Raw genomic sequence first — 23656 nt, 5'->3', positions numbered from 1 at the left:
TTCGCCCTGTATCCATCCTCCTGCCAACGCATGCGGGATCAGCTGCCTTGCTGTGGCCGTGTTCCGTGCCCATGAGGGGCTACGTACGGCGGGGTCATCTGACAGGCGTCTGCGCAGCACTGTGACCGAATGTCCAACCTCCAGCGCTCGACGCTGCGCTTCATCTCGCGAAAGCCCCGCTTCTTCGAGGGATTCCCGGAATGTTTCTGCCCCAACATGCGGCAGTTCAAGCTGCTCACGCGTGGCTAGCTGACCTTTCGACATAGGACGAATTATCTGGAAACGATTGCGATCGCCGAGCGCAGGCTCTAGGTCTTGGGGAAGATCGAGTATAAGGATCGGTTTTAGGCCCGTCCCAGCACCTGGCACCGCATCGGATGAAGTCACAACCACCATCCGGTCTAGAAGATCATGGGCATCGGCCTCTATCAGAGCCGCAATGGAAAAGGCCACTGCTTCCTGTCGACTATCCGCGATAATAGGAATTGTCCGATCACCATTTCGGAGCATATTCTGGTACGTCTCGCTCTTACCGCCTCTTCGATCCGCCACCAATCTGGCCGGTATGCTAGGGGTCGACGCGCTCGCCCAGCCCCTGTACCAGTCTTCAGGGGAAATTAATCCGGGATGGCTCAATCCAAGCCGTTCTGCCAGCCAGATGCGTGTGCCGGGAGCCTCTTCCAGCCATGTTTCGATATCCACCGCGTCCCAAGCATGGACTTCTGCCCAGTCCCCGCTTGCACGGCGCTCAGTCAGCCATTCCTCTTTGCTAGCCCAACGTCTTGGGGTTACAAAGGCAAATGCTGTATCCTTCCGGATTTCGGCATCGAATTCTTTGACCCTCTTGTCATAATCGGCGTTAGCCTTTGTGGAGGGAGATTGATCGCAGCCCATTTCCCATAGCGACTTTCCAGCCGGCACCCACGGGGTTGAGGTCTCACTCACTGCCTCACCATCAACGCCGTGGAGGGCGATTGCATCATTGCCGGGAAAGCGAAGCGACTTCAGACCCGGAGTGGTTTCACGGATCAGGCGACGAACAAGTACAGGCAGCAGGGAACGCGCTTCAATGCGATCTGCCCATTGCCGAATATTCGTTTCCGTTATCATGTTCTTGTCCCCGCAATCCACTCTGTCAATTTGGGTGTGCAGATAGATTACTCAAGAACCCATGTGAGGTTCTGAGAATCACGAGAACCGTCCGATTCACATAGGCATTTTAGCAAGAACAGAAGCCATCGCCGAAAGTCCGCGGAGCGCTCCCTCGTCCGAGCGGTCATCCCCCACCCGAAACCACGGTTCAATGATGTCGCATAATGCCTGAGGCTTCTAGGCCCGGCGAACTTCCGGTTCGGTGAAGCTACGCTGCGGCACCGCGCCACCTGTGAAGGGCAGCCTTGGGCCGATCTCGGCTGCGCTCGTGAGCCTTCTGTAGAGGTTGATGGCCGCCCAGCAACGACCTGAGGGCATGGCGACGCAAGCTCGGGCGAATGGGCGTGCGCCCCCGAGCGGCAGGCAGCCTCAGCGAAACAAAAGGCAAACCTTCCTGAAACGCCATAACGGGAAACTGGTCGGAGCGAGAGGATTCGAACCTCCGACCCCCTGCTCCCGAAGCAGGTGCGCTACCAGGCTGCGCTACGCTCCGACCGTAGGCGGGCAGGTAGCGCGGGTGGCGGGGGAATGCAAGCCCTCATGAGCGTGGGGACAACAATCTTTGCAGGATCGTCGTTTTCGGGGTGGTCACCGTTTCGGGGCGCAGTCTGGCCTCCAACACGGGGCGATGGGCGGAATTGCCGCCGCGGCCTTCGCGCCAGACGATGTAGAGACCCGAGACGATGATCACCGACGCGCCGATCAGCGTGGGCATGTCCACCGTCTCGCCGAACAGGAACCAGCCATAGCCCGTCGCCCAGAGGATTTGCGAATATTGCATCGGGGCGACGATCGCCGCCTCGCCCTCGCGATAGGCCTTGATCAGCAGAAAGCCTCCGGTCAGGCCAAGTGCGGCGATCACGCCTGCCAGCGCCAGATGCTGCAGCTCCATCGGGCGGTATTCCAGCCCGAGCGACGCACCGGTCACGACAAAATTACCCAGCATCGGCCACAGCAGCAGCACCATCGGCCTTTCACTGCGGCCCAGTTTGCGCACGACGACGGCGGCGGTTGCGCTGGCGAAGGCCACCATCAGCGCGGCCAGATGGCCGGTGGACAATTCGCGCCCGCCGGGGCGCAGCACGATCAGCACGCCGATCAGACCGGCGATCACCGCGCTCCAGCGGTGCAGACCGACGCGTTCGCCCAGGATTGGGATCGACAGGATCGTCACCAGCAGCGGCGCGGCGAAAAGGATCGCGTAGACCTGTGTCAGCGGCAGGGTCGAAAAGGCATAGAACCCCCCTACCCCGGCCAGCACGCTGCATACCGTACGCAGCGCCACCCAGCCCGGATTGACCGGCCACAGCGTGCCGGGTGTCCGGTCCTGCATCAGCACCATCGACACCAGCGGAAAGGACATCAGCGAGGCGAAGAACAGGATCTGCAGCGAAGGATAGACCGCGCCCAATGTCTTGATGACCACGTCATGCGTCGCATAAATTCCCATCGCCGCCAAAGCCAGCAAGGCCCCGCGGATATTGTCTGCGCCCATCTTGTCCTCGGCGAGTTGTTCGACGCTAACACAGGGAATGCTGCGGCCAATGTCAAGATGCCGCAGATGCACAATGTTGAAATTCAGCAACCTGTGATTGTGTTATATGGCTGTAAACAGTCTTGCCCGCGATCCGCGCCAGATCGTTTCTGCGTGCAGCCGGGGTTCGGGCCAGATTGCCGTTGCAGGGATGGCCGGGTGCCTTATCGTGTCAATCCGGCTGCTTGCGCAGGTTTGCGATCATGACATCCAGCGCGGTCAGCAGGTCATCCAGCCGTGCAGGGTCGATACCCTGCGCCATGCGGGCCTCGTGTTCGCGCGCAAGCCCGAACAGTTCCGCGACGATCCCCGCACCTTGCGGGGTAAGCCAGACCGCCTTGGAACGACGATCATGAGGCGACGCCTTGCGTTCCAGAATGCCGTCCTTTTCCAGCCGGTCGAGAATCGTCACGAGGCTGGATTTTTGCAGTCCCACCGCTTCGGCCAGCCGGTTTTGCGCCTGCCCCGGATTTTCGGCGACGATTCCCAGCAAACCCAGATAGCGCGGCGCGGCGCCATAGCCGGTCAGCGTTTCCTCGAAGTTGCGATAGGCAAGTATCTGGGCCAGACGCAATTTATAGCCAATCGAGCGATCAAGCGCGAGCGCGGACAGCACGCTGCCTGCCGCCTCGCTTTCGCCTGTCACCTCGTCATCCCGCATCGCGCCCACCATTTTTCTTGACTTATGGTTCGAAACCCGTACCGTTCGAAGTCGAACCAATCGAACTCGAACAGTCCGGGATGGAACGTAATCTGCCCTGTCCCGGCGCGGCGGGCAAGACCGGAGACAGGCAAGAGGGGGAGGCGTCGTGATCACTTCACGCGAGGATGCATATTGGCCTGAAACCGGGCAAGATCAGCCATTGCTGGACATCACGCTGGGGCAGTTGCTGGACAGACAGGCGCTGCGTCATCCCGAACGGCTGGCGGCGGTTGTGGTCGAGACCGGAACGGCGCAGGCGACGCGCTGGACTTACGGCGAATTACTGGCTTCGGTTGACCGGCTGGCGCGCGGGCTGATCGCATGGGGCATCGAACAAGGTGCTCATGTGGCGGTCATGGCACCGAATCTGCCCGAATGGCTGTTGCTGGAATTTGCGCTGGCAAAGGTCGGGGCGGTTCTGGTCACGGTCAATCCGGCCTTTCACGACCGGGAACTGGAATACCTGCTGAAACAGGGCAAGATCAGTCATCTCATCTTTGTTCCGGCCTATCGCAAGGTGGATATTGCCGCAATGCTGGCCGCGATGATCCCCGAAGTCGCGGGGTCCGGCGGGCAGGTCTCTGCCGCCGCTTATCCGCATCTGCGGGGACTGGCGGTGATCGGGCAAGAGGCCGCCGGGCTGGCGCTGCCCTTTGCGCGGCTGGACGACATGGCTGACAGCGTCACGTCCGAAACGCTGGCGCAGCGGCAGGCGGCGGTGCGGCCGCGCGATGTCATGCAGATCCAGTATACCAGCGGCACGACAGGGCGTCCCAAGGGGGCGATGCTGACCCATTACGGTACGGTCAACAATGCCCGGCTGATGGGCCAGCGCGCGGGCTTCCGCGAGGATGACGTGCTGCTTAGCGCGATGCCGTTCTTTCACACGGCGGGCTGCGTCTGCAATGTGATCGGGATGATGGCGGCGGGCGGCTGCCTTGTCGCGATGGATGCGTTCGAGCCCGCCGCAATGCTGAACCTGTGGGAGGAACACGCGGCCACCGTCATCAACGCCGTGCCGACCATGTACAGCCGCATGATGCACCACCCCGACTTCGCAGCGCGGCGCACCGGCAGTCTGCGGATCGCCTTTGCCGGGGGCACCTCGATTCCCCCCAGCCTGATGCGGGAACTGAACGAACAGACCGGGGCAGAGCCGATGATCATCATGGGCATGACCGAATGCAGCCCGATCATCACCCAGACCGACCCCGGCGATCCGTTCGCGACGCGCATCGCGACCGCCGGAACTCCGCTGCCGCATACTGCGTTGCGCATCGCGGACCCGGAAACCGGCAAGCCCTGCGGCTGGGGCGAGAAGGGTGAATTGTGCATCCGGGGGTATCTTGTCACCAGGGGTTATTTCGACATGGCAGACAAAACCGCCGAGACGATCGATCCCGAAGGCTGGCTGCACAGCGGCGATCTGGCCGTTCTGGAAAAGACCGGCCATTTGCGCATCGTCGGGCGGCTGAAGGACATGATCATTCGCGGCGGCGAAAATGTCTTTCCCGTCGAGATCGAGGATTTCCTGCTGGATCACCCCGCCATTGCTCAGGTGCAGGTCGTGGGCATTCCCGATCCCGATCTGGGCGAAGAAATTTTCGCCTTTGTCCTGCCGGCGCGCGGTGCCTTGATTACCCCGCAAGAGGTACAGGATCATTGCCGCGCACATCTGGCCCGGCACAAGATGCCGCGCCATGTCCGGATCGTCGATCATTTCCCGATGACGCCCAACGGCAAGGTCCAGAAATTCGCGCTGCGCAAGATGGCGGCGGATCTGGTCCGGCAAGGGGGCAGCGCATGAGCCGCGACGACCTGCCTCTGACCTATGAGAAATCCGAAGGCGTGGCGCTGCTGACCTTTAACCGGCCACAGGCGCGCAACGCGATCAGTCCCGAACTTGCCTGCCGCCTTGCCGACGCGTTGGTGGATTTCGCCAATGATCCCCGTCTGCGGGTGGCGATCCTGACCGGGGCTGGCGACAAGGCGTTTTGCAGCGGCGGCGATCTGGCGTTGACCCTGCCGCTGATGACCGGCGCACGCGCGCCTGAAACCGAATGGGACCGGCGGCTTTTGTCCGACCCCGAGGTGATGGCGCGCTCGGCCCTGCGGGATTTCGAACTGCACAAGCCGGTCATCGCGGCAATCAACGGACATTGCATGGCCGGCGGCATGGAGACGGTGCTGGCCACCGATATCCGCATCGCCGCCGATCACGCCACCTTCGCCCTGCCCGAGGTAAGGCGTGGGCTGATCCCCTTTGCGGGTGCGCTGGCACGGCTGCCCCGGCAGATCCCCCATTGCCTGGCGATGGAGATGCTGCTGGTCGGCCAGCCCATGACGGCGGCGGCGGCGCGCGAGGCGGGGCTGATCAACCGCGTGGTGCCCCTGACCGATCTGATGGACACTGCATGGACCGTCGCCCGCCAGATTGCCGCGAACGGCCCCTTTGCCGTGCAAGAGGTCAAGCGCACGGTGCTGGCGTCCAGCGGGCGGACGCTGCGGGAAGGTTACAGGCTGGAAGATGAGGCCAAGGCGCGGGTGATGGCCTCGGACGACGCGCGCGAGGGGCCGCGCGCCTTCATCGAGAAACGCCCCGCCATGTTTACGGGACGATAGAATGACGATTTCATTGCAGGGAAAGGTTGTGGTTGTGACCGGTGCCGCCCGCGGCATCGGCGCGGCGATTGCGCGGGCCATGGCGGCGGCGGGGGCGGCGGTGGTCGTCAACGATGTGGATGCCGCCGAGGCCGAAGGAATCGCCACGGCAATCCGCGATGCCGGCGGGCGCGCCGCGACAGTGATCGCTGCCATTGGCGAGAACGAGGCGGCGCAGCTTTGCGTGGATACGGCCTTGTCGCAATTCGGCAGGCTGGACAGCTTTTGCGCCAATGCGGGCGTGCTGCGCGACGGGATCCTGTGGAAGGCCACGGACGAAGATTTCGATCTGGTGATCCGCACCCATCTGCGCGGTGCCTTTACCTGCGGTCGCGCGGCGGCGAGGCATTTCCGCGAGGCGGGGCATGGCGGTTCGATCATCCTGATGTCATCGCCCGCCGGGCAGCGCGGTAATGTCGGCCAGACGGCCTATGCCTCGGCCAAGGCGGGTGTCGCGGCGCTGGCGCGGACATGGTCGATGGAACTGGCGCGCGCGAATGTCAGCGTGAACGCCATTGTTCCCACCGCCCTGACCCGCATGGTTGCCACGATTCCGGGCTTGGCCGACGCCGTGGCGGCGGTTGACGCAGGCCAGCCGGTTCCGCATCATCTGCGTCACGATCTTGGTCTGGGACGACCCGAAGATGTGGCCCCGCTGGCCGTGTGGCTGGCCTCGGACCGGGGGCACGGCGTGTCGGGCCAGTGTATCGGCATCGGCGGAGACCGGCTGGCCCTGTGGTCTCATCCGCAGGAAATCGCCGTCCGGCAGGCAGAGGGCGGCTGGAGCGCCGATGCCATCGCCCGCGCATGGGACGACACCTTCGACGAACACCGACAGGATGCCGGACTAAAGCTGGATATCTGACGCCGGAACAGGTCACGATTTGAACGGCGCGCCCGAGACCGTGCCATTTTTAGGGAGGAAGTACTTTCATGAGACCCACGAAGATTGCCTTCGCGGCGGCCCTGCTGGGCTGCGTCATCGGGGCCGGGGCCGCACAGGCGGAAACCTCGTTGCGGTTCGCCCATTGGCTGCCGCCCAGCCATGCGCTGCACACCACTGGCTTCGACATCTGGACGAAATCCATCACCGAAGCCTCGGGTGGCGCGATCACCTTTCAGATTTTCCCGGCGCAGCAGCTTGGCTCGGCCACGGATCACTATGACATGGCCCGTGACGGGATCGCCGATCTCAGCTTTATCACCCCCGGCTATCAGCCCGGTCGCTTTCCGCTATTCTCGCTGGTCGAGAACCCGTTCATGGTGACGAACGCGAAATCCGGATCGGCGGCCTTCGATGCATGGTACCGGCAATATGCCCCGCAAGAGATGGCGGATGTGCATGTCTGCATGGCCTTCATCCAGGATCCCGGCACCCTGCATTCGGTCGCTCAGATGAAGCTGCCCTCTGATATCAGGGGCACGAATATCCGCCCCGCGCAGGCGGTCATCGGGTCGATGGTGGCCCTGCTGGGCGGGGCCAGCGTGCAGGTGCCCGCCCCCGAGGCCCGCGAGGTGATCGCGCGCGGCGCGGCGGATGGCATCACCTTCCCATGGGACAGCATCTATCTGTTCGGGATCGACAAGGAAACCAGGTACCATATCGACTTTCCGCTTTATACCACGGCCTTTGTGATCGCCTTCAACAAGGCGCGCTACGAGGGCCTGCCCGAGGATGAGCGTGCGGCGATTGATGCACATTGCACCTCGGAATGGGCGGAAAAGGTGGCCGCAGGTTGGGCCGATCAGGAACGCTCGGGGCGTGACAAGGCGCTGGCCGATCCGTCACATGTGGTCCACGCGCCCACGCCCGAGGAAATCGCCGCATGGCAACAGGCGACCGCGCCGCTGCTGGAGGACTGGCGCGGCCAGGTCGAGGCCAAGGGCCATGACGCGGCAGCGGTCGAGGACAGTTTCCGCCAGCACATGTCGGCTGCGGGCGCGCTGTTCGAATGACCTGATCACCGCCGCGCCAATGCCTTCGGCGCGGCCCCGTGTTCCCGGCAACCGGAGAATGCCATGCCCGCATTAACCGACATCCTGCGCCGCACGGCGGCGGCCGTCGAAACCGTCGCCGCGCTGTGCCTTGCCGTCGTGACGGCGGTTGTCTTTGCATCGGCCATCGGACGCTATCTGTTCTCGGCCCCGATCCCGGACGCATTTGACATATCACGCCTGCTTCTGGGCCTTGCCGTGGCGTGGGGCTATGCGGTCCTTGGCTTTCGCGGCGGGCATATCTGCGTCGATCTGCTGTTCGAGGTGCTGCCCGCCCCGGCCCGCCGCGTGGTCGAAATCGCCGCTCAGGCGGTGCTGCTGGTCTTTACCGCGGCGCTGGCATGGAAGCTGTTCGGCCGGGTCGTCAGCGCCATGAACTCGAACGAGGCGACCTTTGACCTGCGCCTGCCGACATGGCCGCTGATCGGCGGCATCTGGCTGGGCATTCTGGCCGCTGTCGTGACGACGCTGGCCGGGCTGATCCTGCTGATCGCCGGCAAACCCCTGCATCACCTGGACCCCGAGGAAGAGATCTATGAGTGAATCCGATCTCGTTGCCATCGCAGGCTTTGTTGCGCTGTTCGGTCTGATGGCCATCCGCGTTCCCGTGGGCATCGCCATGGGCATCGTCGGCATCGCGGGTTTCGCGCAGATTGCGGGCTGGCAACCGGCGCTGAACCAGCTTGCCATCTCGCCCCTGCGGACCGTCACCGATTACAACACCTCGCTGATCCCGATGTTTATCCTGATGGGGGTCTTTGCGACGCGCTCGGGCATTTCGTCGGAACTGTTTTCGGCGGGCCGCGCCTGGCTGGGGCATATGCGAGGGGGGCTGGCGCTGGCGACCATATCGGCCTGTTCGGGCTTTGCCGCGATCTCGGGTTCCTCGGTCGCGACCGCCGCCACCATGAGCCGCGTCGCCCTGCCCGAGATGCGCAAGGCCGGCTATCGCGACGAACTGGCCACCGGCGTCATCGCCGGGGGCGGCACGCTGGGGATCCTGATCCCGCCTTCCGTGGTGCTGGCGATCTATGCCTATATCACCGAACAGGATGTCGGCACGCTGTTCATTGCCGGAGTGGTACCGGGGGCGCTGGCAATTGCCATGTACATGGGGGTCGTGATGCTGGCCGCTCGGGATTATCCGGCCAGCCACAAGGCGGCCATGGCCGAACGGCTGGCGGCGCTGCGTGGCATCTGGGCGGTGTTGCTGCTGTTCGTGGCGATCATCGGCGGCATCTATGCGGGCATCGTCACCCCCACCGAGGCAGCGGCGGCGGGCGCGTTCCTGACCGGCCTTATCGGTGTGCTGCGGGGCCGCCTTGGCCTGCAAGAGCTGCGAGCCTCGCTGGTCGAGGCTCTGCGGACAGCGGTGGCCATCTATACGATCCTGATCGGGGCGATGCTGTTCAGCTATTTCCTGGCAATCACCCAGACTCCGCAAAAGATCACCAACTGGCTGACCGGGCTGGAACTGGGTGCCTATCCGACACTGGCGCTGATCCTGCTGTTCTTTCTGGCCATGGGCTGCATTCTGGATGCGATGGCGATGATCATCCTGCTGGTGCCTATCGTCTTTCCGGTGATCACGGCCCTTGGCTTTGACCCGATCTGGTTCGGCATCATCGTGGTCATGACCGTCGAACTGGGCCTGATCACCCCGCCCATCGGCATGAATGTCTTTGTGATCAACGCGGTGATCCGCGACACGCGGCTGGTCACGATCTTTCGCGGGGTCATGCCCTTCGTGCTGGCCGACATCCTGCGCCTGATCATCCTTGTCGCGATACCGGCGATCACCCTGTGGCTGCCACGGACAATGCACTGACCGGAGAAAAGCCCATGATCATGACCCGCGCCTGTACCCTTGCCGCAATCCTGCCGATGCTTGCGGGAACCCCCGCCATGGCACAGGACAGCAAGGCCTGCGCGGCCCTTGCCGGTGTCGCGGCTTTCGACACCATCGTCAGCCGCGCCGAACCGGTACCCGCCGCCAATGGCCAGCCCGCGCATTGCCTTGTTCAGGGCGTGATCGAGCCGCGGATCGGGGCGCAGGGCCGCGCCTTCGGTACCGGGTTCGAACTGCGGATGCCAATGGACTGGACCGGTCGGTTCCTGATGCAGGGAGGAGGCGGCAATGACGGGCTGGTCCGTCCGGCAGTCGGCGTGATCGACCGCTCGCGCCCCGCTGACACCGCCCTTGGCCGGGGTTTTGCCGTCGCATCAACAGACAGCGGCCATACCGCCGATTCGCCCACCGATGCCTGGTATCGGATCGACGCAAAGGCGAACGAGGATCACGCCTATAACTCGGTCCGGCTTGTGACCGAACGAAGCCGCGACCTGATGCAACGCTTTTACGGCAAGCCGCCGGATCACAGTTATTTCATGGGCTGCTCGAATGGCGGGCGGCAGGCGATGATGGCGGCGCATGTGATGCCCGATGCCTTCGACGGCATCGTCTCGGTCGCTCCGGCCTTTACCGTCACCCCCCGGATTCTGGGCTGGCACTGGGCCGTCACGTCGCTTGCCGCCGCCGCACCCGACGGCATCGCCGCGCATGCCTTTTCGGATGACGAGCTTCAGATGATTTCCGATGCCGCCGTGGCGGCCTGCGATGCCGGCGACGGGGCCGAGGACGGGCTGGTCTTTCGCCCGGTGGAATGCCGCTTTGACCCTGTGGCCCTGCAATGCGCCGACGGCGAAAGCGGGCAATGCCTGAGCGGGGCGCAGGTCACGGCGCTGAAGAACCTTCAATCCGGGCCGCTGGATGACAACGGCACCGCGATCTACGAGGGCTGGCCTTTGTTCAACATCGACGGCAAGACCGGGATCCGCGCCTGGCTGATCGGCGATTCCGAGGGGCCAAAGCCCAATTCACGCGCCTATCAGTTCGTCAGCAACTGGCTGCAAACCATCCCCGACAAACCGCGCAAGGACATGACGGTCGAGAATTTCACCCACGCCGACCGGGGCTGGCTGCTGGCCCTTAAGCCGCAGGCCGACGCGTCAGGGACTGATTATCAGCCCTTTGCCAATGCGGGCGGCAAGATCGTGTGGGTTCATGGCAATGCTGATCCGGCATTCTCGGTCCGGGATTTCGTCCGTTGGCTGCAAAGCTTTCGCGCAGACAATCCGGACTATCACGACTTTTCAAGGGCATATCTGGTGCCCGGCCTGCATCACTGCGCCGGAGGTGCCGGGCTGATCAGCTTCGATGTCCTGAAACCGATGGTTGACTGGGTCGAAAGCGGTATTGCGCCGGCGGAAATCATGGCCTCGACCGGTGACGGAACGCAGCGCCCGCTATGCGATTTCCCGGCATATGCCCGGCCCGGCCCCGACGGCGCGGGATTTGTCTGCGGAAACTGATCCGGCCCCGGCATTCGCGCTTGCACGTAAGGAGGAACAAGGATGACCATCGCACCGAAACACGCCCTCGCCGCGCTTCTGCCCGCCCTTCTGGGAACGACAACCATGGCGCAGGACGGCAAAGGCTGCACGGCCCTTGCGGGCGTTGCGGCCTTTGACACCATCGTCAGCCGTGCCGAACCCGTGCCCGCCGCTGACGGCCTGCCCGCCTATTGCCTTGTGCAGGGCGTGATCGAACCGCGCGTCGGCGCGGGCGGGCGAACCTATGGCACGGGGTTCGAATTGCGCTTGCCCGAGGACTGGTCGGGCCGGTTCCTGTTTCAGGGCGGCGGAGGCTGGGACGGCACCGTTCGCCCCGCGACCGGCGCGATCGACCGTTCCAAACCCGAGGACACGGCGCTTGGGCGCGGTTTCGCCGTGGTCTCGACCGATGCGGGCCATACCGGCAATTCCGCCACCGATGGCTGGTTCGGCATCGACATGAAGGCACGGTCGGATAACGGTTACAACTCGGTCCGGCTGGTGACGGCGCGGGCCAAGGATTTGCTGGCCCGGTTCTATGGGCGCGGTCCGGATCGTTCCTATTTCATGGGCTGTTCGAATGGCGGGCGGCAAGGGATGGTTGCCGCGATCCGCATGCCCGGCGAATTTGACGGCATCGTTTCGGGCGCGCCCGCCTTTGACCTGACCCCCTCGATCATCGCCTGGAACTGGAACACCCGCGCGCTGATGGAGGCTGCGCCGGTGAACGAGGCAGGCCAGCCCATCGTCGCCCGCGCCTTTTCGGACGAACAGCTTGCGCTGGTCTCGGACGCCGCAATCGCCGCCTGCGACGCGCTGGACGGGGCCCAGGACGGCAATGTCTTTCTGCCGCAGCAATGCGATTTCGACCCCGGCACGCTGGAATGCCGGGACGGCGCGGAACCCGGCCCGCAATGCCTGAGCGCGGCGCAGGTCACGGCCCTGAAGAAAATCCGGCAAGGCCCGGCGGACGGGACCGGGCGATTGCTGTATACCGGCTGGCCACTGGCCAATATGGACGGTGCCTCGGGGATGCGCGCATGGATGCTGGGGGATGCTGACGGCCCCGAGGCCAATGCACGGGGCTTCAGCTTTTCGCAGGGCTGGATGCGCACGGTCGGATCGACCCCGCCGCGTCCGGATTTCGACGCGCTGAGCTTTGACATCAACGACCGCGAATTCCTGATGGCCAATGCGCCGGTCTTTGCCGCGACCAGCACCGATTACGACGCGTTCCGCGCGAACGGAGGCAAGATCCTGTGGTGGCACGGCAATGCCGACCCGGCCTTTTCGGTGCTGCATTTCCTGAAATGGTTCCAGATCTTCCAGCAGGACAATGGGGGCACGGCTGCGGCGGACGAATTTTCGCGGCTGTTTCTGGTGCCCGGCATGCATCACTGCGCAGGCGGGGACGGTGCGATCAGCTTTGACGCGCTGACCCCGATCGTCGAATGGGTGGAAGAGGGCAAGACCCCCGACATGCTGGCCGCCTCGGTCCCCGGTGGCGATGCCTCGGGGGACCGCCCGCTGTGCCACCACCCCGCTTATGCCCGCCCGGCACCGGACGGGGCGGGGTTCCTCTGCGGGAACTGATAGTGTTGCGATGACATGGGAGGAGTTGAAGATGCTGACAAGACGCACGGCCCTGATGGCCTTTGCCGCGACGGCCGCGATGACGGCAGGCGCGACAGCCGGAGAGTTTCTGAAGATGGCGACCCTGGGGCCGGGATCCTCGCCCTATATGGTGATGAACACCTTCGCGCAGATCGCGAACAAAAGCGATGCCGACGTGACGATCCAGGTCAACGCGACGGGCGCGGCCTCGGCCCATGCGGTTCAGGCGGCGCAGGGCAAACTGGATTTCTTCATGCTGGCACCCGTCGTGCATCAATACATGATGGACGGCACCGCCATGTTCAAGCCGGTGAAGAATGCCCCTGAACTGGCGAAAAACCTGCGATCCGTCTTTGCTTTTCCCATCGGCTATTATCACGTCGTCAGCCGGGCCGAGGATGGCATCACCTCTTTCGCCGATCTCCGGGGAAGAAAGATCTTTGTCGGCCCCCCCGGCGGCAGCGCGCCGGTCACGATGAAACGCATGATCACAGCGGCGACCGGCATGCAGGACGGCGTGGATTACGAGGCCGTGTCGGTCGGCTGGGATGCCGGGCTGCAGGCGTTTCAGGACGGCAGGCTGGACGTCTATGCCAACCCGACGCTGCCACCCTCGCCCGTGATCGAACAACTGGCCCTGTCGCGCAAGATCCGGCTGATCGGGCTGTCGAGTGCCGATCTGGAACAGCCCGGCATTCAGGAACTGATCACCCGCCCCGGAGGCGCGACCGCGACCATCCCGGCGGGAACCTATGGCGATGCGCAGGTCAATGACGACGACATTCTGGTCGTCGCCTCTTATGGCGGGCTTGGCACGAACAAGGATGTTTCCGCAGATCTGATCTACACGCTGACCAGAACCTTCTGGGAGGCGATTGCCGCAGGCAATGCCGGGGGGCCGTGGATGCGGAACGTCACCATCGAGAACGCGCTGCGCGACCTGAACATGCCGCTGCATCCGGGCGCGCTGCGCTATTACGACGAGATCGGGCTGGCGGTGCCTGACGATCTGCGCCCGGCGGGCTGAACCCGCAGCAACCCGCGCGGGCGGGCATCTGTCGCGCGGATGGCGGACCCGGAGCGTGCGTTGCTTTGGCCCTGTGCGCAACAGGAGTGCCGCCGGGGTGCAATATGCCCAGCAAATGCAGGGTTTGGGGCTGCACAGGGCGCACACAGGGGCGGCACCGGATGTGCACAGGCTGTACACCGCTGGCGTGCGTTATCGGGAAGGTTTGCGGAACTTCACCGCTGCTGGTTTGCGTCCCGCGGTGGCCGGGGGGATTGCATCCCTCGGACCCCCGGCCATGGCCTGCGGCGCGGATTGATGGGAACTGACCGCGCCCGGGGGGAATGTCGCGTTTGTGCCTTGCGTGTTGCCGGGCGATGGCCGGCAGGCGGGTTGAGGGCTTTGCCGGGGCTGCGATGGGGGGCGTCGTCAACCTCGGCATCCGCAGACTGACTGCGCGCGAAGCGCGCCTCCGGCCGGGCGGCAGCGACGGCGCGGGCTTTGCCCGCGCCGCACCCCCTTTCCGTTACTCTGACCTGCGGCCCAACGCTGTACCGGCGCAACAATAGCCCTGTTCCCGCGTCAGTCATTGACCGCCCGCAGGATCAGGTTGGTCTGGGCGCTGGCCTGCGTAATCGGGAAGGTTTGCGGAACTTAACCGCTGCGAATTTTGCGTCCCGCGGTGGCCGGGGGGATTGCATCCCCCGGACCCCCGGCCATGGCCTGCGGCGCGGATTGATGGGAACTGACCGCGCCGGGGGGGAATGTCGCGTTTGTGCCTTGCGTGTTGCCGGGCGATGGCCGGCAGGCGGGTTGAGGGCTTTGCCGGGGCTGCGATGGGGGGCGTCGTCAACCTCGGCATCCGCAGACTGACTGCGCGCGAAGCGCGCCTCCGGCCGGGCGGCAGCGACGGCGCGGGCTTTGCCCGCGCCGCCCCCCTTTTCCGTTACTCTGACCGCCGACCCGACGCTGTAACGGCGCAATAATAACCCTGTCCCGGCGTCAGTCCTTGACCGCCCGCAGGATCAGGTTGGTCTGGGCGCTGGCGACGGCGGGGATGGTGAACAGAAATTCCTCAAGGAAGCGGTTATAGGCATCGAGGTCGCGGCAGACCACATGCAGGTGATAATCCGCCGCGCCTGTGGTGGCATAGCAGGCGCGCACCTCGTCCTTCAGGCGGACCAGACGGATGAAGTCGGTGGTCAGCGTGTGGTCGTGGCGGGTCAGGTGGACATGGACGATGGCCTTGAAGCCCATCCCCATCGCCGCATCGTCCAGATCGACCGTATAGCGCCGGATCGCCCCGGTTTCCTCCAGCGCGCGCACCCGCCGCCAGCAGGACGAGGCCGACAGACCCATCCGCTGCGCCAGATCGGCATTCGAGATGCGGCTGTCCTCGCGCAGGGCGGCAAGGATTCGGCGGTCCAGATCATCGGGTATTGGCATTGTTTTTCATAAATCTGCTAAAATTCGGATAAATCCTCCAAAAAGCTATCATTTTTTCGCAAATTTGGTCAATTTTTTCATGCCCGTCGCGATAGAATGACAGGACTGGCTGACCGAGGACGCGCGATGACCCATCACGACCCGAAATTCGACACCTATCGTCTGAACGACCGCTATGACAGCAGCACGGGACGGGTGTTCCTGACCGGCACGCAGGCGCTGGTGCGGATCATGCTGGATCAGGCGCGGCGCGACCGGGATGCGGGGCTGAACACCGCCGGGTTCATCTCGGGCTATCGCGGATCGCCGCTTGGGGCGGTGGATCAGGAATTGTGGCGGATCGGCGACCGTCTGGCCACCGACCGGATCGAGTTCATGCCCGCCGTGAACGAGGATCTGGGCGCAACGGCCGTCATGGGGGCACAAAAAGCCTCGCTTGACGCGGATTGCCAGGTCGAAGGCGTGTTTTCGATGTGGTACGGCAAGGGGCCGGGGGTGGACCGGTCCGGCGACGCGCTAAAGCACGGCAATGCCTATGGCAGCGCGCCAAAAGGCGGGGTTCTGGTCGTGGCGGGCGACGATCATGGCTGCGTGTCATCCTCGATGCCGCATCAGTCGGATGTGGCTTTCATGGCGTGGTTCATGCCTGTGCTGAATCCCTCGACCATCCGCGAATATCTGGAATTCGGCGAATACGGATTCGCGCTGTCGCGGTTTTCGGGCACATGGGTTGGCTTCAAGGCCATTTCGGAAACGGTCGAGGCCGGGCAGTCGCTTGAGCTGCCTGCCGACCGCCTGTTCGTGCAGCCAGATTTCACCGGCCCGCCCGGCGGGCTGCATGTGCGGCTGTCCGACCTGCCCAGCCCGGAAATCGAGACCCGGATCGAACACAAGCTGCGCGCCGTCGAGGCCTTTGCTGAGGCGAACCCGATCGACCGGCGCATCTATGACCTGCCGGGCGCGCGTTTCGGTATCGTCACCACGGGCAAGGCGTATCTGGACACGCTTGAGGCGCTGCGCCTTCTGGGTCTGGACGAGGCCGCCTGCCGTCGTCTTGGCATCGACATCTACAAGGTCGGCATGGTCTGGCCCCTGGCACGCCGCGATGCGCTGGCCTTTGTCACCGGCAAGGAAGAGGTGCTGGTGATCGAGGAAAAGCGCGGCATCATCGAAAGCCAGTTCAAGGAATATTTCTATGACTGGCCTGGCGCAAAGCCAAAAAAGATGGTCGGCAAGCATCGCGCGGCGGGCGAGCCTCTGTTGCCCTGGACGGGCGAGATGACACCCTTGATGCTGGTCCCGGTCCTGGCCGGGCGGCTGCATGGTTTCTTTCCCGCCGAGGGGCTGGACCGGCGCGCCGCGCAACTGGCCGAAGCCCCCGCGCCCGTCCTTCACGTGCCGGGCGCGACGCGGACGCCCTATTTCTGTTCGGGCTGCCCGCATAACACCTCGACCCGCCTGCCCCAAGGCAGCATGGCGGCCAGCGGGATCGGTTGTCATGTCATGGCCGGATGGATGGATCGCGACACGGTCGGTTTCGCACAGATGGGCGGCGAAGGGGTGACGCAGGCGGTCGCGCAGCACTGGAACGGCGGCAAGCACATGTTTCAGAACCTTGGCGACGGGACATGGTATCACTCTGGCTCGCTGGCGATCCGGCAGGCTGTGGCAGCGCGCGCCAATCTGACCTACAAGATCCTGTATAACGACGCGGTGGCGATGACCGGCGGGCAGCCGGTGGACGGGCCGGTCAGCGTCGCGGGAATCGCACAGGCCTGCCGGGCCGAGGGCGTGGCGCGGATCGCGCTGGTCAGCGATAATCCCCGGAAATTCGACATGGGCTATTTCCCCCCCGGCACGACGCTGCATGACCGCTCCGAACTGGACAGCGTCCAGCGCGAGTTGCGAGAGGTCGCGGGTGTCTCGGTCCTGATCTATGAACAGACCTGCGCCACCGAAAAGCGCCGCCGCCGCAAGCGCGGAAAGATGGACGACCCGCCAAAATTCGCCCTTATCAACGAACTGATCTGCGAGGGCTGCGGGGATTGTTCCATCGAATCGAACTGCCTGTCGGTTGAACCCGTCGAAACCCCCTTTGGCCGCAAGCGCAGGATCAACCTGTCCGGTTGCAACAAGGATTTCTCGTGCCTGAACGGGTTTTGCCCCAGCTTTGTCACCATTGAGGGCGGTCGGCGGCGAAAGCCGGAACCCGCCGGGCTGGATCTTCAGGCGCTGCGCGCGGGCTTGCCGAACCCCGACATGGCCGATCTGTCGCAGCCCTTCGATCTTCTGGTTGCCGGCGTCGGCGGCACCGGCGTCGTCACCATCAGCGCGCTGATCACCATGGCCGCACATCTGGAGGGCAAGGGTTCAAGCGTGCTGGATTTCACCGGCTTTGCGCAAAAATTCGGCACGGTTCTGGGCTATGTCCGCATCGGCCTGACACCGGGCGCGATTCATCAGGTGCGGATCGAACATGGCCACGCGGATGCGGTGATCGGTTGCGACGCGGTGGTCTGTTCCTCGCCCAAGGCCTCGATCCATTATCGCCCCGGCACGCAGGTGGTGCTGAACCGGGCTGCAATGCCGACCGGCGATCTGGTGCTGCACCGCGATGCCGATCTGCGGATTGCCGCGCGCGAGGCGCTGATCCGGCAGACGGTGGGCGATGCCTCCGTGACCGGGTTTGACGCCAACCGGGTGGCAGAGCGCCTTATGGGTGATGCGGTCTTTGCCAACATGATGCTGCTGGGCGCGGCCTTCCAGCGCGGCATGGTGCCGGTCAGCGAGCTGGCGCTGAAACAGGCGGTGCTGCTGAACGGCGTGGCGGTGGACAGCAACGCCAAGGCCTTTGATCTGGGCCGGGTCATGGCCGCCAAGCCCGAGGCGCTGGCTCCCTGGCTGGCGGACAAGCCCGCGTCCGCACCCTCGCTGGACGAGTTGATCGATCAGCGGGCGGCCTTCCTGACCGATTACCAGAATGCCGCCTATGCCCGCCGCTTTACCAACCGTATCGCCCGGCTGCGCGCGGTGCTGCCCGAGGACGCGGTGACGGCGGCGGCGAAATCGCTGTTCCGGCTGATGGCCTGTAAGGATGAATACGAGGTCGCGCGGCTTTATGCCGATCCGGGCTTTGCCGACAGCGTCGCGCGGCAATTCGAAGGCGATTACCGGATCGCCTATCACCTGGCACCGCCCCTGCTGCCCTCTCGCAGGGACGCGCGGGGCCGCCCCGTCAAACGCCGCTTCGGGCCGTGGATGAGGCGGGGGATGAAGCTGCTGGCCTGGATGCGTCACCTGCGCGGTACAAGATGGGACATCTTCGCCGGAACCGTTGATCGCAGGCTGGACCGCGATCTGCTGGTGTGGTTCGAGGCTGTGCTGGACCATGTGGAACAGGGCGCGGCGACGCTGGACCCCGCCTCGGTCATGACGCTGCTGAGCGCGCCGATGGAGATTCGCGGCTATGGTCCCGTGCGCCACAAGGCCGCCGACCGGGTCCGCAAAGAGGTCGCCCGCATCGCCTCCGCAAGCGTGTCTTCCCGGCGGTGACTTAAGGCCGAAGGATCGGGACCGTTTCCGCGCCGTGGGGCAGACCGATCTCGCGTGTTGCCGGGACTTTCGGGTGTAACCGGACCGTTGCTGATTTGCGTCCCGCGGTGGCCGGGGGAGCTGCGCCCCCCGGACCCCCAGCCAAAGCCTGCGGCGGGTATTGTGCCTGTTGGTGAGGGGTGGTGCCGGGTGCGCGGCTTGCCACCCGCAGACCGGAGCGCGCGCCGACGGCGCGCCCCCGGCCCGGGCGGCAGCACGCGGGTCGGGCTTTGCCCGGCCCGCACCCCCCCTTTCCGCCAAAGCGGCGTCTGCCCGGTCTGGTGCCTGGGTGGTGTGTCATCGGGCCTCTGGCAAGCGCGTGACGGATCGTTGGCGGGTGCTACGCTGCGTTACTTGCGTGCCGCGAAGATTCCTGTTGAATGTCCGGCTTAGTATACATACTGTATTTTTAAAAGCGACAGGCTGGGGATTCGTCAAGCGGGGGGGGCCGGGACCATGCGCAGCGTCAAGACCATTCATGTCATTTCCTGCCATGCGGCGGGTGAGGTCGGGGATGTCATCGTCGGCGGGGTCGCGCCACCGCCGGGTGCAACCATTTGGGATCAGCGGGCCTTTATCGCCCGCGACGGCAGCTTGCGGAATTTCGTGCTGAACGAACCTCGCGGCGGGGTGTTCCGGCATGTCAACCTGCTGGTGCCGCCCAAACATCCCGAGGCGGACGCGGCCTTCATCATCATGGAACCCGAGGACACGCCGCCGATGTCCGGATCGAACTCGATCTGCGTATCGACGGTGTTGCTGGAAACCGGGCTGGTGGCGATGCGCGAACCCGTGACCGAGCTGGTGCTTGAGGCACCTGGCGGGCTGGTGCGGGTGCGGGCCGAGTGCCGCGACGGCAAGGCCGAGCGGATCCATGTGCGCAACCTGCCCAGTTTCGCCGACCGCCTGTCCGTCCCGCTGGAGGTCGAGGGGATCGGCACGATGACGGTGGACACGGCCTTTGGCGGCGACAGTTTCGTGATCGTTCAGGCCGAGGGGCTGGGTCTGTCGATCCGCGAGGACGAGGCCGCCGATATTGCCCGGCTGGGCACGCGGATCACGGCGGCGGCGAATGCGCAACTGGGCTTTGCCCATCCCGAGCGGCCCGACTGGGATCATATCTCGTTCTGCGCCTTCGCTGGTCCGCTGACCCGCACGCCCGAGGGCTGGGACAGCGCCTCTGCCGTAGCCATCCAGCCGGGCAAGATCGACCGCTCGCCCACCGGCACCGCCGTCTCGGCGCGGCTGGCGGTGATGGCGGCGCGGGGGCAGATCGGCGAGGGGCAGTCGCTGACGCTGCGTTCGATCATCGGATCGACCTTCTCGGGCCGGATCGTGGGCCGCACGCAGGTCGCGGGCCGCGATGCCATTCTGCCGGAAATCACCGGCAGCGCATGGATTACCGGCATCCATCAGCATTTACTGGACCCGACGGATCCCTGGCCCGGCGGCTACCGGATCAACGACACCTGGGGGGTGCGCTGAGACCCCGATAACAACAGTTCAACACGGAGGTTAATAATGAACAGATCCGCAATCACGGCCGGGATCCTGGCCCTGACGCTGGCGACGCCCGGCCTTGCCGACGACCCGATCCCCGGCGGCGTCCTGCGCATCCTGGCGACCGGAGAGCCCGATCACCTGGACCCGACCACCGCCGGAATGGTGAACACCAACAATTTCATGCGGGCCGTCTCGCGCCAGTTGGTCAGCTATGAAGCATCGGACGATCCCGCCATCGCGCTGAAGCCGGCCGGCGATCTGGCGACCGAGGTGCCCGCCCCGACCGATGACGGGCTGACCTATACATTCACGCTGCGGCAGGGCGCGACATGGGATGCGCCATCTGGCGCGCGCCAGATCACGTCAGAGGATGTCGAGCGCGGCATCAAGCGGATGTGCAACCCGGTCCTGCCGACCTTCACACTCAGCTATTACACCAATCTGATCGACGGGCTGGCCGAGTTCTGCGATGGTCTTGCCGGGGTCGAGCCGACCGCCGGGGCGATCAAGACCTATATCGAGGGCAATGACGTCCCCGGCGTGGACACCCCTGACCCGGAAACCGTGGTGTTCCACCTGAAGGAAAAAGCCGGCGATTTCATCTATATGCTGTCTCTGGCCAACAGCGCGGCGGCCCCGGTCGAGATTCTGGACTATCTGCCCGACAGCCCTGAATATCGCGCGAATTTCATCGCCAGCGGCCCCTATACCATCGGCGAATACGTGCCCGACACGTTGATCCGGCTGGTCCGTAACCCGTCCTGGAACGCCGACAGCGACCCGCTGCGCTCCGCCTATGTCGATGAGATCGAGATGGTGCTGGGCATGCAGGCCGACGGGATCATGCAGCAGCTTCAGTCGGGCGATGCCGATCTGGCCTATGACATCAACATCCCGCCAGCGATTCTGGCGATGCTGACCACGACCGGCGATGAAAAGCTGGTCTCGATGTCGGCGGGGAACACGAATTTTCTGGTGATCAACACCGTATCCGACAATAATGGCGGCGCACTGAAGGATCTGCGGGTGCGGCAGGCACTGAACTATGCCGTGGACAAGGCGGCCATCGTCCAGCAATGGGGTGGCCCGACCGTGGCCGAGCCGGTGAACGGCATCTTCGGCATCGGGGTTCTGGGCTATCACCCCTTCAGCCTGTATCCGACGCCCGAGGACAAGGGCGATCCCGACAAGGCAAAGGCGCTGCTGGCCGAGGCGGGCTTTCCCGACGGGCTGACGCTGAAGATGCCCTATCGCAACAAGGATCTTGAGGTCGCGACCGCCCAGACCCTGCAAGCCAGCCTCGCCCGCGCCGGGATCAAACTGGAACTGACCCCGGTGACGGCGGCGGATTATTATTCCAAGTTCATGACCAATCCGGCGAATACCCGTGACGGCATCTGGGACATTGCGCCGGTGGGCTGGACACCCGACTGGGTCGGCGGCGCCGCGCGTTCGGTGTTTCAGCCGCAATTCACCTTTGACGGCACGCATCAGACCTATAACTACACCGATTACGACAATCCCGCCGCGAATGAGATCGCCGCACAGGCGATCAATGCCGCAAGCTCGGACGAGACCGCCGCGCTGTGGGGTCAGGTCGATGAGATGGTGATGGCCGATGCACCGGTGGTGCCGCTGATCGCCAACAAGAACCCGCGTTATCACGGCGAGGCGGTGCAGAACTATCTGCCCTATGCGCTTGGGGTCGAAGGCGACTGGACGAATATCTGGGTCGATCGCTGATCGTGCATGACAACAGGCCGCGTCCCCAGCGGGGACACGGCCCAGCATCAGGGGGGTGTCATGCCGGTTCTGGAAGCCAGGAATATCCGTGTCGAAATCCCGACCGAGGACGGGGTGGTGCATGCGGTCAGGAATATCTCTTTCTCGGTCGGCGCGGGCCGGATCTTTGGCATCGCCGGGGAATCCGGTTCGGGTAAAAGCGTGCTGACTCAGGCGATCATGGGCCTGTTGCCCAATGCCGAAATCACCGGGCAGGTGCTGTTCGGGGGGCGCGACCTGATCGGCATGCCGCGCAACGAATTGCGGTCCCTGCGGGGCGGGCAGATCGGCATGATCTTTCAGGATCCGCTGTCCAGCCTGCATCCCTATTACAAGATCGGCGACCAGATCGCCGAGGTAATCCATACGCATGAGAAAACCGGCAAGGCCGCAGCCCGCGCCCGCGTGATCGAAATGCTGGGCAAGGTTGGCATCCCCGATCCGGCGGCGCGCTATGACGATTATCCGCATCAGTTTTCCGGCGGCATGCGCCAGCGCGTGATGATCGCCATGGCGCTGATCCTGAAACCGGCGCTGATCATCGCGGATGAACCCACGACCGCGCTGGATGTGACCGTGCAGGAACAGATCGTCGCGCTGCTGGACGAAATGCGGCGCGAATTCGGCACGACGATCATCCTGATCACGCATGACCTTGGGCTGCTGTCCAGCGTCGCCGATGACGTGATGGTCATGTATGGCGGCACGCGGATGGAGATGGGGCCCGGCCGCAGCCTGTTTCACGCGCCCGCCCATCCCTATACGGCGGGGCTGCTGATGTCGGCGCCCTCGAACCATGCGCCGGGCAGCGACATTGCCTCGATCCCCGGCCGTCCGCCCAGCCTGTTGGCCACGCCAAGGGGCTGCGTATTCGCACCGCGCTGCGCCTCGGCCATGGCGCAATGCGACGAGGCGCGCCCGCCGCTGCGGATCTTTGACGACGGAGTGCAAGCGCTGTGCTGGCTGGAAAACAGCGCGCCCATCCCCGCCGCTGCGCGGCAGGCACCCAGGACGATGCCGACCGGGACCGCCGCTGCCGAAACCGTGGTCGAGATACGCGATGTGCATCTGACCTATCGGGTCGAAAGCTTTCTGGGCAAGGCGCAAAGCCTGAACGTCCTCAAGGGCATCGACCTGACCGTCACGCGAGGCGAGACGGTCGGGCTGGTCGGCGAAAGCGGCTGCGGGAAATCGACGCTGGCGCGGGTCATCGCCGGGCTGACGCCCGCGACGCGGGGCAAGGTCGCGTTGCTGGGGCAGGATCTGGGCGGGCTGG

Annotated in this window: 16 protein-coding genes, 1 tRNA gene and 1 pseudogene; 13 read left to right on the top strand and 5 right to left on the bottom strand. The window is 64.6% G+C overall.

Features of this window, described 5'->3' with window-relative positions:
• The 4 genes and pseudogenes from ACK5L9_RS09605 to ACK5L9_RS09590 form a co-directional block, all read right to left on the bottom strand.
• Positions 1-1110 (bottom strand): annotated as a pseudogene (locus ACK5L9_RS09605) (hypothetical protein); the annotation flags it as partial.
• Positions 1111-1568: 458 nt separating this feature from the next.
• A tRNA-Pro gene (locus ACK5L9_RS09600) sits at positions 1569-1645 on the bottom strand.
• A 45-nt stretch (positions 1646-1690) separates the two neighbouring features.
• Positions 1691-2647 carry a DMT family transporter gene (locus ACK5L9_RS09595; RefSeq protein WP_416911240.1) on the bottom strand — a complete coding sequence of 319 codons (957 nt, stop codon included), beginning with the start codon at positions 2645-2647 and terminating at the stop codon, positions 1691-1693.
• A 211-nt stretch (positions 2648-2858) separates the two neighbouring features.
• Positions 2859-3347, bottom strand: a complete 489-nt coding sequence (locus tag ACK5L9_RS09590; protein ID WP_416911239.1) for a MarR family winged helix-turn-helix transcriptional regulator — start codon at positions 3345-3347, stop codon at positions 2859-2861.
• A 148-nt stretch (positions 3348-3495) separates the two neighbouring features.
• Between ACK5L9_RS09590 and ACK5L9_RS09585 the strand changes: the two genes are divergently transcribed.
• From ACK5L9_RS09585 to ACK5L9_RS09545, 9 genes are all read left to right on the top strand, one after another.
• Positions 3496-5196 carry an AMP-binding protein gene (locus ACK5L9_RS09585; protein ID WP_416911238.1) on the top strand — a complete coding sequence of 567 codons (1701 nt, stop codon included), beginning with the start codon at positions 3496-3498 and terminating at the stop codon, positions 5194-5196.
• Complete coding sequence (locus tag ACK5L9_RS09580) at positions 5193-6011, top strand: enoyl-CoA hydratase/isomerase family protein (protein WP_416911237.1); 819 nt, start codon at positions 5193-5195, stop codon at positions 6009-6011. The genes ACK5L9_RS09585 and ACK5L9_RS09580 overlap by 4 nt, the downstream gene beginning before the upstream one ends.
• A 1-nt stretch (position 6012) precedes the next feature.
• Positions 6013-6915, top strand: a complete 903-nt coding sequence (locus ACK5L9_RS09575; protein WP_416911236.1) for an SDR family NAD(P)-dependent oxidoreductase — start codon at positions 6013-6015, stop codon at positions 6913-6915.
• 68 nt (positions 6916-6983) lie between these two features.
• Positions 6984-8006, top strand: a complete 1023-nt coding sequence (locus tag ACK5L9_RS09570; RefSeq protein ID WP_416911235.1) for a TRAP transporter substrate-binding protein — start codon at positions 6984-6986, stop codon at positions 8004-8006.
• Positions 8007-8069: 63 nt separating this feature from the next.
• On the top strand, positions 8070-8588 hold the full coding sequence (locus tag ACK5L9_RS09565; protein ID WP_416911234.1) for a TRAP transporter small permease: 519 nt from the start codon (positions 8070-8072) through the stop codon (positions 8586-8588).
• On the top strand, positions 8581-9873 hold the full coding sequence (locus ACK5L9_RS09560) for a TRAP transporter large permease (RefSeq protein ID WP_416911233.1): 1293 nt from the start codon (positions 8581-8583) through the stop codon (positions 9871-9873). The genes ACK5L9_RS09565 and ACK5L9_RS09560 overlap by 8 nt, the downstream gene beginning before the upstream one ends.
• A gap of 14 nt (positions 9874-9887) precedes the next feature.
• On the top strand, positions 9888-11417 hold the full coding sequence (locus ACK5L9_RS09555; protein ID WP_416911232.1) for a tannase/feruloyl esterase family alpha/beta hydrolase: 1530 nt from the start codon (positions 9888-9890) through the stop codon (positions 11415-11417).
• Positions 11418-11459: 42 nt separating this feature from the next.
• Positions 11460-13031 carry a tannase/feruloyl esterase family alpha/beta hydrolase gene (locus tag ACK5L9_RS09550; protein WP_416911231.1) on the top strand — a complete coding sequence of 524 codons (1572 nt, stop codon included), beginning with the start codon at positions 11460-11462 and terminating at the stop codon, positions 13029-13031.
• A 31-nt stretch (positions 13032-13062) separates the two neighbouring features.
• The gene (locus ACK5L9_RS09545; protein ID WP_416911230.1) at positions 13063-14079 is read left to right on the top strand and encodes a TAXI family TRAP transporter solute-binding subunit; all 1017 of its coding nucleotides are present in this window, start codon (positions 13063-13065) and stop codon (positions 14077-14079) included.
• A 981-nt stretch (positions 14080-15060) separates the two neighbouring features.
• On the opposite strand, the gene ACK5L9_RS09540 is transcribed toward ACK5L9_RS09545, so the two are convergent.
• A complete protein-coding gene (locus tag ACK5L9_RS09540) occupies positions 15061-15504 on the bottom strand; it encodes an Lrp/AsnC family transcriptional regulator (protein WP_416911229.1) in 444 nt (147 codons plus the stop codon).
• A gap of 126 nt (positions 15505-15630) precedes the next feature.
• Between ACK5L9_RS09540 and ACK5L9_RS09535 the strand changes: the two genes are divergently transcribed.
• The 4 genes from ACK5L9_RS09535 to ACK5L9_RS09520 form a co-directional block, all read left to right on the top strand.
• Complete coding sequence (locus ACK5L9_RS09535; protein ID WP_416911228.1) at positions 15631-19056, top strand: indolepyruvate ferredoxin oxidoreductase family protein; 3426 nt, start codon at positions 15631-15633, stop codon at positions 19054-19056.
• Between the two features lie 495 nt (positions 19057-19551).
• A complete protein-coding gene (locus ACK5L9_RS09530; RefSeq protein ID WP_416911227.1) occupies positions 19552-20580 on the top strand; it encodes a trans-3-hydroxy-L-proline dehydratase in 1029 nt (342 codons plus the stop codon).
• A gap of 36 nt (positions 20581-20616) precedes the next feature.
• Positions 20617-22341 (top strand): ABC transporter substrate-binding protein, encoded by a 1725-nt coding sequence (locus ACK5L9_RS09525; RefSeq protein ID WP_416911226.1) that lies wholly within the window; start codon positions 20617-20619, stop codon positions 22339-22341.
• A 60-nt stretch (positions 22342-22401) separates the two neighbouring features.
• A partial coding sequence (locus tag ACK5L9_RS09520; RefSeq protein WP_416911225.1) for an oligopeptide/dipeptide ABC transporter ATP-binding protein occupies positions 22402-23656 on the top strand: 1255 nt, incomplete at its 3' end.

Source organism: Paracoccus sp. (in: a-proteobacteria) (assembly GCF_047973135.1).
Lineage (GTDB): Bacteria > Pseudomonadota > Alphaproteobacteria > Rhodobacterales > Rhodobacteraceae > Paracoccus.
This window is presented reverse-complemented; position numbering and strand designations above follow the sequence as displayed.

What these genes read in the sequence shown, in the direction of transcription:
- ACK5L9_RS09595 (WP_416911240.1), bottom strand. Translation starts at nt 2,647, where the DNA reads ATGGGCGCAGACAATATCCGCGGGGCCTTGCTGGCTTTGGCGGCGATG.
- ACK5L9_RS09590 (WP_416911239.1), bottom strand. Translation starts at nt 3,347, where the DNA reads ATGCGGGATGACGAGGTGACAGGCGAAAGCGAGGCGGCAGGCAGCGTG.
- ACK5L9_RS09580 (WP_416911237.1), top strand. Translation starts at nt 5,193, where the DNA reads ATGAGCCGCGACGACCTGCCTCTGACCTATGAGAAATCCGAAGGCGTG.
- ACK5L9_RS09575 (WP_416911236.1), top strand. Translation starts at nt 6,013, where the DNA reads ATGACGATTTCATTGCAGGGAAAGGTTGTGGTTGTGACCGGTGCCGCC.
- ACK5L9_RS09570 (WP_416911235.1), top strand. Translation starts at nt 6,984, where the DNA reads ATGAGACCCACGAAGATTGCCTTCGCGGCGGCCCTGCTGGGCTGCGTC.
- ACK5L9_RS09565 (WP_416911234.1), top strand. Translation starts at nt 8,070, where the DNA reads ATGCCCGCATTAACCGACATCCTGCGCCGCACGGCGGCGGCCGTCGAA.
- ACK5L9_RS09560 (WP_416911233.1), top strand. Translation starts at nt 8,581, where the DNA reads ATGAGTGAATCCGATCTCGTTGCCATCGCAGGCTTTGTTGCGCTGTTC.
- ACK5L9_RS09555 (WP_416911232.1), top strand. Translation starts at nt 9,888, where the DNA reads ATGATCATGACCCGCGCCTGTACCCTTGCCGCAATCCTGCCGATGCTT.
- ACK5L9_RS09550 (WP_416911231.1), top strand. Translation starts at nt 11,460, where the DNA reads ATGACCATCGCACCGAAACACGCCCTCGCCGCGCTTCTGCCCGCCCTT.
- ACK5L9_RS09545 (WP_416911230.1), top strand. Translation starts at nt 13,063, where the DNA reads ATGCTGACAAGACGCACGGCCCTGATGGCCTTTGCCGCGACGGCCGCG.
- ACK5L9_RS09540 (WP_416911229.1), bottom strand. Translation starts at nt 15,504, where the DNA reads ATGCCAATACCCGATGATCTGGACCGCCGAATCCTTGCCGCCCTGCGC.
- ACK5L9_RS09535 (WP_416911228.1), top strand. Translation starts at nt 15,631, where the DNA reads ATGACCCATCACGACCCGAAATTCGACACCTATCGTCTGAACGACCGC.
- ACK5L9_RS09530 (WP_416911227.1), top strand. Translation starts at nt 19,552, where the DNA reads ATGCGCAGCGTCAAGACCATTCATGTCATTTCCTGCCATGCGGCGGGT.
- ACK5L9_RS09525 (WP_416911226.1), top strand. Translation starts at nt 20,617, where the DNA reads ATGAACAGATCCGCAATCACGGCCGGGATCCTGGCCCTGACGCTGGCG.